This window comes from Chitinophaga filiformis (assembly GCF_023100805.1).
In the GTDB taxonomy this organism is placed as follows: Bacteria; Bacteroidota; Bacteroidia; order Chitinophagales; family Chitinophagaceae; genus Chitinophaga; species Chitinophaga filiformis_B.
On record NZ_CP095855.1, the window covers coordinates 7,322,635 to 7,334,017 of the forward strand.

Consider the following 11,383-nt stretch of genomic DNA (forward strand, 5'->3'; position numbering starts at 1 on the left):
CGGAGAAACCGGCCGTACGTTCACGGAAATAAACAAAGAAACGTGGACTTTGTTCCGCCATCACTCAAGACGGCGCATCATAACGTTGTCGACAAGGGAATAAAGGTGTTGTGGCTGGTAAGTACGCCATTTCTCTATATCCAGGAGATGTACGTAGTTGTCCAGGTGGGCATGTTCAAACTCCTGACGCGTCTGTTCAGGCATGTTCAGGCTCACTATCCAGCCTCCTTCGTCCCGGATGTCATCCCACCACTCCTCATAGTAACAGTCGTCGGATGAGTGGAAGTTCATCACATTCTCAGTGATCAGGATGAACTTGTTGATCTTGCTGGCAATCATAAGATCAATAACATCACGCTTTAATACCATGATGTCATTCTCTATACAGTCATTCCATTCTCCCAGCACTTCGATGATGGCATAGTTGAACTGGTAGTCGGCAAATAATACCTTCAGATAAAGGTTCCGGGAGCCAAATTCATCCCACTGGGGATGTACATAATAATTATATACAGTATTCGTAAAAGTGAACTCACTGTATTCCCTGCCATAAAACGGGGACTGTTCATCATCTTCTGCTGTATATAGGTGGCGCCAGTTATAAAAAGGTTCTATATCATGCATGTCACGCTAACTCTAAAATGTTCGTTTCTACAAATTTCGGGGGAAATTTCAGAAAATAGAAACGCTCCATTTCTGGAAAAAGTCGTAACTATACATAGTCTTCAATGGCCTTTCTGACGCTGCCGGCTTTCAGTAATAACTCTTTTGCCTTTTCATAATCCGTCAGGGACAATTTCTCCATCAGCATCTTCACACCTCTGTCCACCAGTTTGTCATTGCTCAGCTGCATGTTCACCATCTTATTATCTTCCACCCTGCCCAGCTGGATCATAACGGCGGTAGATATCATGTTCAGCACCAGTTTCTGGGCTGTTCCACTTTTCATACGGGTGCTGCCGGTGATGAATTCCGGTCCTACCACCACTTCAATAGGGAAATCTGCCTCGGCCGACAAGGGGGCGCCAGGGTTACAGCAGATGCTTCCGGTGACGATCCCTTCACGGCGACATTTATTCAGGGCGCCGATCACATAGGGAGTAGTACCACTCGCTGCAATACCTACGACCACATCTTTTTCCGTTACATTGAACTCCTGCAGATCTTTCCAGCCCTGTTCCCTGTCGTCTTCAGCAAACTCCACCGCCTTGCGGATGGCGGCATCCCCTCCGGCAATCAGGCCTATCACCAGCCCATGAGGTACGCCAAAGGTGGGCGGGCATTCGGAGGCATCGACAATGCCTAAACGTCCGCTGGTACCTGCGCCCAGGTAAAATAACCTGCCACCGGCCAGCATTTTATCGGCAATGGCTGCTACCAGCTTTTCTATCTGTGGTAAAGCCCTGGCTACGGCCTGGGGTACGGTGGTATCTTCCTGATTAATATTACTGAGGATCTCCTGCACACTCATTTTCTCCAGGTGGCGATAATGTGACGTTTGCTCTGTTACTCTCTCAAAGGACATTTGTAGTGTATTTGTTTATTGATGATATGCCACCAGCCCTTCCATAGGACTACGCAATATCCGGCCCAGCTGCAGTTCGTACAGTTCACATAACTCCTCCAGGATGTCCCTGAAATTCCAGGCGATACTTCCGGTAAAGTGCAGTGGGTGTGTCCAGCTTTCGCTGTATTTATAAATGTGGTTAAAGAAAAATTCGTTTAAGCTGTCTTCGAGGATGTTCTCTATAATAAAGTGCCCCCTGTTCTCGCCCAGAAACTTCGCAAAACCAGCCAGATAACGGTTCGGGAATGGCCTGCGGTATACATTCTCCAGTATTTCCTCATGATTGGTGTTATACTGGGCGTCAAAACGGCTTTTCAGCTCTTCGTCAAAGGAATTGTACAGGTAGTACTGCAGGAGTTTCTTCCCCAGGAAAGCGCCGCTGCCCTCGTCTCCCAGTACATATCCCAGTCCGGGATTATTCTTTTTGATAGTAGTGCCATCAAAAAAGCAGGAATTCGACCCTGTACCCAGGATGCTGGCTACTCCGGGCTCTTTTCCACACAGTCCCCGGGCAGCTCCCATCAGGTCATGGTTCACCTCGAACGAGGCCACTGGCCACACCGCCTGCAAGGCTGTCTCTACCAGCTCTACGCTCTTCCGTTGTAAACAACCTGTCCCGTAATAATGGATCTCATCTATCTGAACATCCGGCGGCAATTGCGGTAACAGCTCTTTCTCCAGCAAGGCCTGTATCTGTTCTGCATTCAGGAAATAAGGACTGATACCGGATGTCTGATAACGCGCGGCTTCCCCGGCGCCCAGCAGGCACCAGTCAGCCTTGGTAGATCCACTATCTGCAATTAGCTGTACTTTCATGACACATCCGTTGAAGGTTGAGGTTTAATATACTATTTTTGCCACAAGTTAAATAAATAGCGACAAGATACAAGCTACCTTGCGGCTGTTTTCAATACATCATTATGTCGAACAGGAAACTGAATGTTTTTTTACCGCTCTTATTTGCAATAGTGCTGGCTTTGGGAATGTACCTGGGGCATAAAATGCCGGGAGCTAACACGGGGGCGCAAACGTTGCTATTCAGCCGGGCGGGCCGTGCACCTTTACAGGAAGTCATGGACCTGCTGAAAATAAAATACGTTGATACCTTACAGGTAGCAGATCTGCAACAGGAGGCCATTGAAGGCCTGTTAAGCCATCTGGATCCTCATTCCATCTATATTCCGCCATCCAACCTGCAAACCGTGAATGAAGACCTCGAAGGTCACTTTTCCGGCATAGGCGTCGAATTCAATATCATCGCAGATACCGTAAATATCGTCTCCGTAGTTCCGGGAGGCCCTTCAGAGACTGCCGGTGTACAATCGGGCGACAAGATCATCAAAGTGAACGACTCTCTCGTGGCAGGTAACAACATTTCCGGCGATAAGATCCGCAAAATGCTGCGTGGTCCCAAAGATTCCAAAGTGGCTGTTACCATGTTACGTCAGCAGAAACTGGTACCCGTTCAGATCATCCGCGGCGACATCCCTCTTTATAGTATAGACGCCAGTTACATGACGGCGCCGGGAATTGGCTATATCAAGATCAGCAAGTTCTCCGGCACTACTTACCAGGAATTCATGGATGCGATGCGGAAACTGACCCAGGCAGGCATGACCAAGCTGGTGATCGACCTGCGCCAGAACCCTGGCGGCTATCTCGACGCGGCTACCCGCATTGCCGACGAACTACTCGACGATAACAAACTGATCGTATATACAAAAGGAAAAAGCTATCCCCGTTCAGACTACCGCTGTGAAAAGCCGGGTATCTTCGAGAAAGGGGAACTCGCCATTCTCACTGATGAAGGCTCTGCAAGCGCCAGTGAGATCCTGGCAGGCGCGGTACAGGAATGGGACCGTGGTACTATTATCGGTCGTCGTACCTTCGGTAAAGGCCTGGTACAGGAACAGTTTGACCTTAGCAATGGCGGCGCCCTCCGTCTGACAGTAGCCCGCTACTATCTCAACTCCGGCAGAAGTATTCAGAAATCCTATGCCAATGGCCGTGAAGCCTACGATGAGGATATCCTGAACCGCTTCAACCATGGTGAGTTCGTTAACCGCGACAGCATTCACCCGCTGGATACCGTGCAGTTCAAAACTGCCAGCGGCCGTATTGTTTATGGAGGCGGCGGTATTACTCCCGACGTCTTCATTCCATTTGACACCAGCCGCTTTTCCAATGTGCTGACCAGCATGTATTCCCGCAGTACTTTCAGCAACTTTGCCTATCAGTATTACAATAGCCACAGGGACGAGTTCAAACAATATAAAGACGCTACTCAATTCAGTAATCAATACCAGGTTAGTAATGAGCTTTATAGTGCTTATAAGTCTTTCGCGGCAAAAGACAGCGTTCGTGGCGTTGAGTCTATCAATGCGCATGATGAAGTTGAGATCAAAACACGTCTGAAAGCATTGCTGGCGAGGCAGATGTGGAGTTATGCGGGGTTCTATGAGTCGCTGAACAAGGAAGATGATATGATGAAGAAGGCGGTGGAGATGCTGAAGAAGAAATAAAAAAGTTATTTGTGTTTAAAAGCCATCTGGGGAACTCCGGATGGCTTTTTTTATGCCTGGTTCCTTGGCTCATTGTCTTTCCAGAAATTTTTCACGCTAAGTAGCTCGGTTTCAGTATGGGATGTCGGTCGGCGCCTCTTTGGTTGGATGTCTATCAGGCATTTGGAATCGTATAAGCTGTTGGATCACTATTTAACTGCATCAATCGTATCTCAAAGAGCCGAAGGCCCGACATTCCCATCTGAAACCGGTGCTACTTATGCTCTCCCTACTACAGTTTCCTGTCGCCTGATTATCATGGCCAAATATTATAACAAGGAAGCCAGGAGGTACAACGGTTTCAGGTGGGAAGCACTGGCCTTGGTTGTTTGAAGCATGCTCACACGATTGACAGGGGTTTAATACATATCCCAAAGCCCACACGATTCCAAATGCCTGATAGCACGCGGCTTCAAAGAACCACAGCCAGTGATCCCAGCCTGAAACCGGCGTATCACAAAAACAGGATGACATATGCCAAGGAACTCCAGGCTATAACAAGGAAGCCAGGAAGCACAACGGTTTCAGGTGGGAAGCACCGGCCTTGGTTGTTTGAAGCATGCTCACACGATTGACTGGGGTTTAATACATATCCCAAAGCCCACACGATTCCAAATGCTTGATAGCACGCGGCTTCAAAGAACCACAGCAAGTGATCCCAGCCTGAAACCGGCGCATCACAAAAACAGGATGACATATGCCAAGGAACTCCAGGCTATAACAAGGAAGTCAATAAGTACAACGGTTTCAGGTGGGAAGCACTGGCCTTGGTTGTTTGAAGCATGCTTACACGATTGACAGGGGTTTAATACATATCCCAAAGCCCACACGATTCCAAATGCCTGATAGCACGCGGCTTCAAAGAACCATAGCCAGTGATCCCAGCCGGAAACCGGCGCAACTCAAGTATGTGGGGAACTCCAGCTATAACCAGGAAGCAGAAATGAACGCGACAAAGACAGGCAAAAAAAAAACCGTCTCGTTTACACGAGACGGCCAATAATTCTTACAAAACAGATTAGTGTTTTGCTTCAGCAGCAGGAGCAGCAGCAGTATCAGCTGGAGCAGCAGCAGCAGAATCAGCAGTTACTGATGCAGAATCAGCAGCTGGAGCTGGAGTTGCAGCAACTGTATCAACAGCTGGAGTTGCAGTAGAATCTGCAGTTGTAGTAGAAGCACCACCACCGCAAGCTACGAAGAACATGCTAGTTGCAACTGCGAAGAAGAATAATTTTTTCATGCTTTAGTTTGTTTTTAAAGATGCGCAAAGGTATAGTTATTTTTAAATATAGAACAACATCTATATCAAAATTTTACCTTTATTTCTTCCTGAAGAACAGTTTTAACGGTACCCCCTCGAAATCAAAGTTGCTACGGAGCTGATTTTCAAGGTAGTTCCTGTATGGTTGCTTCACATCATCCGGCAGATTACAGAAGAATGCAAATGCCGGTGTAAACGTCGGAAGTTGCGTTACATACTTGATTTTGATAGGAATACCCCTCACTACAGGCGGATGGAAACTCTCGATCGCCTTCAGCATCACCTCATTCAACCTGGACGTCTGCACTTTACGCTTACGGTTCTCATATACACGCAGCGCCTCTTCTATTGCCTTGAAAATACGCTGTTTCTCCGTTACTGAGGTGAATATCACCGGTACATCAGAGAATGGCGCCAGACGGCTTTTCAGGTCCTTTTCATAATCCCTTGCCGTATTGGTGCTTTTATCTTCGATCAGGTCCCATTTGTTCACCAGCACTACCAGGCCTTTCCCTTTACGGCCGGCCAGGCTGAAAATGCTCAGATCCTGCGCAGTGATGCCTTTGGTGGCATCGAGCAGCAGCAGGCAAACGTCTGCTTCATCCATCGCTTTGATAGCGCGGATAACAGAATAGAACTCCAGGTCTTCCTGTACTTTGTTCTTACGGCGCAAACCGGCAGTATCGATCAAAACAAAGTCCTTCTGGAACATCTTATAGTGGGTATGGATCGTATCGCGTGTAGTACCGGGAATGTCAGACACGATATTCCGCTCCTCTCCGATCAGGGCATTCAGCAGGGATGATTTACCCACATTCGGCTGACCGATGATCGCTATCTTCGGCAGTTCGGCTGCTTCCTGTGCTGCTTCCAGCGTGTCGTCGTCTTCAGGGATCATGCCGGTGATCTCATCCAGCAATTCACCACTGCCACTACCACTCATGGAAGACATGAAAAATACCTTTTCAAACCCGAGGCTGTAAAATTCCGTTGCTTCCAGCTGACGGGTATTATTATCCACTTTATTGACCACCAGTATCACCGGTTTGGAAGAACGACGCAATATATCCGCCATTTCAGCATCCAGATCAGTAATACCTGTAGCCACATCACACATGAACAACAGGAGGTTGGCCTCCTCCATTGCTATTTTTACCTGTTTGCGTATCTCACGCTCGAAAATATCTTCACTTCTGGATACAAAACCACCGGTATCAATCACGTTGAACGATTTCCCGTTCCAGTCCGCAACACCATATTGCCTGTCACGCGTAACACCGCTCACGTCATCGACGATGGCTTTACGCTGCTCCAGCAAACGGTTGAACAGGGTAGATTTACCCACATTTGGACGACCGACGATTGCTACTGTAAATCCTGCCATAACTAAATAAAATTAATAACCGTATTCCCTTAAATAAATATCATTATCCCGCCACTTGCTGCGCACTTTCACAAATAGTTCAAGGAACACTTTCTGACCCACAAATTTCTCGATATCCTGGCGGGCCAGCGTACCGATCTTTTTAATGGAAGACCCTTTGTCGCCCAGGATGATCGCTTTCTGCGTCTCACGCGTCACAATGATCTCTGCCGAGATCTTGATCAGGGTGTTCTTCTCCTGGTATTGCGTTACAATTACCGCAGTATGATAAGGAATCTCTTCGTCGAACAGGTGAAATATCTTTTCCCGGATGATCTCGGCTACAAAAAAACGTGTAGACTTATCGGTTAACGTATCTTCCGGATAGAAGGGGTCGCTTTCCGGGAGCAGGGCTACCACAGTCTGCAGCAATGCAGGAACACCTTTTCCCTGCAGGGCAGAGATCACTACCACCTTTTCGGCTTTCCCCCACTCCTCGCATTTTTTAACCAATGCGTCCAGCTCATCTTTCATCAGGAGGTCCGACTTGTTGATCACCAGGATACTGCGGGCTTTTAGCTTCAGCGATCCGAACAGCTCCAGGTTCTCTTCCAGGTTGTCTTTGGCGTCCATGAGCAACATGGCCACATCTGCATCCTCCAGCGCTGACTTAACAGCACCCATCATCTTTTCGTGCAGCCGGTAACGGGGATCGATAATACCAGGAGTGTCAGAGAATACGATCTGGTATTCCGGTGTGGTAACTATCCCCGTAATGCGGTGCCTGGTTGTCTGTACCTTCGGAGACACAATAGCGAGCTTTTCGCCCACCAGCGCGTTCATCAGGGTGCTCTTCCCTGCATTTGCCTTACCGAAGATATTTACAAAACCAGCTTTATGCATGCACAACGAATTTCCTTAACTTCCTGAAATAAAAAAAGCCGAATCACTTCGGCCTTTTTTTGCTTTGATTTTTTGTAGCGAGGAGAGGATTCGAACCCCTGACCTTCGGGTTATGAGCCCGACGAGCTACCTCTGCTCTACCTCGCAATGAGGGTGCAAAGATAGGATTAAAATCATTTCCGCCAAATCTTTTTTAGAAAAATCTGAAAAAGATAAAAAAAATCGTTCTGCATTCTTTTTCTTCGGTCACCTAAAGCGGCTTACTGTAAAGCGTTTCGTCGCTTTCCCGCCGCCAGGTCCGCTGCTGCGATAAAAAATGTTGCTCTGCCCGGTGATTAAACCGGACCAACACTTCAACACCTCCCGCAGCCAGGTCCGCTATGATAGAAACATTGCGGATACCTACTGAAGCAAGCCAGCCAGATTGTTGGACATTATTCGTCGTCTACCGTGAAACATTGCCACTACCTGACTGATTTAATCCAGCCAACACTGCAACACCAAACGCAGCATGGTGTCTGCGACCGCCGGTATGTGACCTAAAAAGGCAGATCGTCTGCCACATCCGCATCATCGCCTGCAGCTTCTTCCACTTCCTTCCCGCCAACGCCACGGCGACTGGAAAGTAACTGTAAAGTGGTTACCCGCAGGCGGATCGAGGATTGCTGTTCTCCCTGATTGTTCACATACACTTCTGCAGATGGATTGCCATCCACATAGATGCGCGTGCCCTTCGTCAGGTAAGGTCCTACCTTTTCATGCTCCCAATAGGAACAGTCGACCCAGATGGTCTTTTCCTGCAGTATGCCATCCCTGTTTGTGAAACGTTCTGTGTGTGCAACACGAAAGCTGAGTACGGTCTTGCCATTTACATGCCGCTGAACTGCATCATGTCCCAGATGCCCGATTAACTGTAGTCTGATCATTACAGATTCAATTTGGTTAACGATAAAAAAAGTTCAGGGAGGATTCAATTTGAGAGAGCGGTATAATGATTGAAAATTATACATTTTCTTTCATTGTGAAAAATATTTTCTCTTTTTAATCAAAGCAGCTATAACTTTGTCCCGGAAACAGGAGTGCGTACTGGCGCAAATTAGCATTCAAAACTCCCATGTTTCACCTCGGGGTGCCTTACTATCAGGCTGAGATCAGACCCGTTGAACCTGACCAGGTAATGCTGTTTAGGAAAGGTAAGCGAACAATCTCTTCCTTACCCGCATATTGAAAGAAAGCTACAGATTGTAAGCTATTAAACCGTCATAGTCCAATGAGACAATTTTTATTTCTTTTGCTGCTATGCAGCTTAAGTACTGTACACGCGCAAACGGTGCTGACAGGAACAGTGACCGACAAGAACAGCGGCAAACCGCTGCAGGGCGTGTCTGTAAGTATCCCTTCCGCCAACGCCGGTATTCATACCAATGCCAGCGGTCAATACCGATTTACCATCCCTGCTAAAGGCCAGTATACCTTACAGGCCACTTATCTCGGTTTTAAGACATTCACCACCAATATCACCGCCAACGGCAGCAACATTCAGACAGACATCTCCCTGGAAGAAACAGGACTGTTCGTGAAGCCTGTTGAGATCACCAGCCTGCGTGCAGGTGAGCATTCTCCCTTCACACAGTCGACGCTGACCGCTGAAGATATCAAAAGGCAGAACCTCGGACAGGACCTGCCATTGCTGCTCAACCAGCAGCCAGGTGTGGTAACAAATTCCGATGCCGGAACAGGTATCGGTTACACCGGCATCCGTGTAAGAGGCTCTGATATCACCCGTATCAATGTTACGGCAAACGGTATCCCTATCAATGACGCAGAATCACAGGGTACCTTCTTCGTGAACATGCCCGATTTCGCGTCTTCTGTCAGCAGCATCCAGCTGCAACGTGGTGTAGGCACTTCCACCAACGGCGCCGGTGCTTTTGGGGCTTCACTGAACCTCAGCACCAACGATTTCAGGGATAAAGCCTATGGTGAGATCAGCAACAGCTACGGTTCCTTCAATTCATGGAAACATACAGTGAAAGCAGGTTCTGGTCTGATCAACGATCACTTTACCATCGATGCGAGGCTGTCCAAGATCTCTTCGGATGGCTATATAGACCGCGCTTCTTCCGACCTGCGCTCCTTCTATACTTCCGCTGCCTATATCTCAAAAAACACCGCCATACGGCTCAACGTATTTTCCGGCAAAGAAAAGACCTACCAGGCATGGAACGGCGTACCGTTTGACTCACTGAAAACACACCGTACCTACAATTCCGCCGGACAACGTTCTGACGGTTCCTACTACGATAATGAAACTGATAATTACCAGCAGGATCATTACCAGTTATTCCTGAACCAATCTCTCAGCTCAAGGCTCGACTTCAACGTGGCAGCACACTATACGCGCGGCAGGGGTTACTATGAGCAATACAGGGAAGAAGAAGCATTTGCGGACTATGGTTTGCCTGATCCCGTGATCAATGGCGCGCCGGTAACCAAAACAGATCTTATCAGGCAGCTATGGCTGGATAATGATTTCTATGGTGGCATCTTCTCTGTCAACTATAAAGGCGATAAACTGAACTGGAGCCTCGGCGGCGGATGGAACAGATATGAGGGCAGTCACTATGGTAAGATCATCTGGGCACAGTATGCTGCAGGTATAGATAAGGATCATAAGTATTACGACAACGATGCCTTCAAACGCGATTTCAATGTCTACTGGAAAGGCGAATATAAACTCACAACAGACCTTCGCCTGTTTGCCGATCTGCAATACCGTACAGTGAAATACAATATCGATGGATTTGATGATAATCCACACCTGATACAACACAACGACTACAACTTCTTCAATCCGAAAGCAGGTATTTCCTATACGCTGGATAGTCACCAGGAAGTATACGCATCATTTGCTGTTGGCAATAAAGAACCGAACCGCGACGACTTTGAAGCAGATATCAACCACACGCCTAAACATGAGTCATTACGCGATGTAGAAGCCGGATACGCTTACCACAGTAATAACCTGGTATTACAGGGCAATGTCTATTACATGGACTATAAAAACCAGCTGGTGCAAACCGGTCAGCTGAATGATGTAGGCGCTTATACCCGCACTAATATTCCGAAAAGCTACCGCGCTGGCATAGAGCTGCAGGCAAGCACAAGACTGGGACATCTCTTCACACTCTCGGCCAATGCAGCCCTGAGCCGCAACAAAGTAAAAGACTTCCGCAATTTCCTGGATAACTGGAATACCGGCCTGCAGGATACCGTTGCTTACAACAACAGCAATATTGCCTTCTCTCCTGCTTTCGTGGGTGGCTACACGCTGACTGCAAAGCCGATAAGGAACCTGGAAATAAGCCTGCTGGGCAAGTATGTAAGCAGGCAGTACCTGGATAATACCGGCACAAAAGAACGTAGCCTGGACGGTTATTATACTAACGATCTGCGTATTAACTATGTCATCCCCCAGCCATTGTTCAAAGAACTGGGTATACAGTTCATGCTGAACAATATCTGGAACAAGAAGTACTCACCCAACGGATGGACCTACGCATATAAAGAGGATGGGGCCGAAAAATCGACTAACGGGTATTATCCGATGGCTGGTACCAATTTCTTCGCCGGCGTCAATATAGCCTTCTGACGTAGCCTTAAATATATTAAGGGCCGTCCGCCTCCCGGCGTGACGGCCCTTTTTGTTTTCCGCCGCCTGTATACCG

The 11,383-nt window shown here is 47.8% G+C and carries 9 protein-coding genes, 1 tRNA gene and 1 riboswitch; of the genes, 2 read left to right on the forward strand and 8 right to left on the reverse strand.

Going from position 1 to position 11,383, the window contains the following annotated elements:
* Positions 1-60 precede the first annotated feature (60 nt).
* The 3 genes from MYF79_RS28605 to MYF79_RS28615 form a co-directional block, all read right to left on the reverse strand.
* On the reverse strand, positions 61-624 hold the full coding sequence (locus tag MYF79_RS28605) for a hypothetical protein (RefSeq protein WP_199652829.1): 564 nt from the start codon (positions 622-624) through the stop codon (positions 61-63).
* 88 nt (positions 625-712) lie between these two features.
* Positions 713-1,525, reverse strand: a complete 813-nt coding sequence (murQ, locus tag MYF79_RS28610) for an N-acetylmuramic acid 6-phosphate etherase (protein ID WP_247811280.1) — start codon at positions 1,523-1,525, stop codon at positions 713-715.
* A gap of 15 nt (positions 1,526-1,540) precedes the next feature.
* The gene (locus tag MYF79_RS28615) at positions 1,541-2,383 is read right to left on the reverse strand and encodes an N-acetylglucosamine kinase (protein ID WP_247811281.1); all 843 of its coding nucleotides are present in this window, start codon (positions 2,381-2,383) and stop codon (positions 1,541-1,543) included.
* Positions 2,384-2,487: 104 nt separating this feature from the next.
* Here MYF79_RS28615 and MYF79_RS28620 point away from each other — a divergent pair, with 104 nt between their 5' ends.
* Positions 2,488-4,089 (forward strand): S41 family peptidase, encoded by a 1,602-nt coding sequence (locus MYF79_RS28620; RefSeq protein WP_247811282.1) that lies wholly within the window; start codon positions 2,488-2,490, stop codon positions 4,087-4,089.
* Between the two features lie 1,057 nt (positions 4,090-5,146).
* On the opposite strand, the gene MYF79_RS28625 is transcribed toward MYF79_RS28620, so the two are convergent.
* The 5 genes from MYF79_RS28625 to MYF79_RS28645 all read right to left on the reverse strand — a co-directional run bounded on the left by MYF79_RS28625 (position 5,147) and on the right by MYF79_RS28645 (position 8,581).
* Entirely contained in the window at positions 5,147-5,368 is a 222-nt protein-coding gene (locus tag MYF79_RS28625; RefSeq protein ID WP_247811283.1) for a hypothetical protein, read from the reverse strand.
* Between the two features lie 79 nt (positions 5,369-5,447).
* Positions 5,448-6,773 carry a ribosome biogenesis GTPase Der gene (gene der, locus MYF79_RS28630; RefSeq protein ID WP_247811284.1) on the reverse strand — a complete coding sequence of 442 codons (1,326 nt, stop codon included), beginning with the start codon at positions 6,771-6,773 and terminating at the stop codon, positions 5,448-5,450.
* A 12-nt stretch (positions 6,774-6,785) separates the two neighbouring features.
* The gene (gene era / locus MYF79_RS28635) at positions 6,786-7,655 is read right to left on the reverse strand and encodes a GTPase Era (protein ID WP_247811285.1); all 870 of its coding nucleotides are present in this window, start codon (positions 7,653-7,655) and stop codon (positions 6,786-6,788) included.
* A 75-nt stretch (positions 7,656-7,730) separates the two neighbouring features.
* A tRNA-Met gene (locus MYF79_RS28640) sits at positions 7,731-7,802 on the reverse strand.
* A gap of 392 nt (positions 7,803-8,194) precedes the next feature.
* Positions 8,195-8,581 (reverse strand): single-stranded DNA-binding protein, encoded by a 387-nt coding sequence (locus MYF79_RS28645; RefSeq protein ID WP_247811286.1) that lies wholly within the window; start codon positions 8,579-8,581, stop codon positions 8,195-8,197.
* 189 nt (positions 8,582-8,770) lie between these two features.
* A riboswitch (TPP riboswitch) is annotated at positions 8,771-8,863 on the forward strand.
* Between the two features lie 62 nt (positions 8,864-8,925).
* Here MYF79_RS28645 and MYF79_RS28650 point away from each other — a divergent pair.
* Positions 8,926-11,307 carry a TonB-dependent receptor gene (locus tag MYF79_RS28650; protein WP_247811287.1) on the forward strand — a complete coding sequence of 794 codons (2,382 nt, stop codon included), beginning with the start codon at positions 8,926-8,928 and terminating at the stop codon, positions 11,305-11,307.
* The last annotated feature ends 76 nt before the right edge of the window (positions 11,308-11,383 follow it).

Excerpts from the sequence above, each read along its gene's own strand:
- MYF79_RS28605 (WP_199652829.1), bottom strand. The coding sequence starts at position 624 with ATGCATGATATAGAACCTTTTTATAACTGGCGCCACCTATATACAGCA.
- murQ (WP_247811280.1), bottom strand. The coding sequence starts at position 1,525 with ATGTCCTTTGAGAGAGTAACAGAGCAAACGTCACATTATCGCCACCTG.
- MYF79_RS28615 (WP_247811281.1), bottom strand. The coding sequence starts at position 2,383 with ATGAAAGTACAGCTAATTGCAGATAGTGGATCTACCAAGGCTGACTGG.
- MYF79_RS28620 (WP_247811282.1), top strand. The coding sequence starts at position 2,488 with ATGTCGAACAGGAAACTGAATGTTTTTTTACCGCTCTTATTTGCAATA.
- MYF79_RS28625 (WP_247811283.1), bottom strand. The coding sequence starts at position 5,368 with ATGAAAAAATTATTCTTCTTCGCAGTTGCAACTAGCATGTTCTTCGTA.
- der (WP_247811284.1), bottom strand. The coding sequence starts at position 6,773 with ATGGCAGGATTTACAGTAGCAATCGTCGGTCGTCCAAATGTGGGTAAA.
- era (WP_247811285.1), bottom strand. The coding sequence starts at position 7,655 with ATGCATAAAGCTGGTTTTGTAAATATCTTCGGTAAGGCAAATGCAGGG.
- MYF79_RS28645 (WP_247811286.1), bottom strand. The coding sequence starts at position 8,581 with ATGATCAGACTACAGTTAATCGGGCATCTGGGACATGATGCAGTTCAG.
- MYF79_RS28650 (WP_247811287.1), top strand. The coding sequence starts at position 8,926 with ATGAGACAATTTTTATTTCTTTTGCTGCTATGCAGCTTAAGTACTGTA.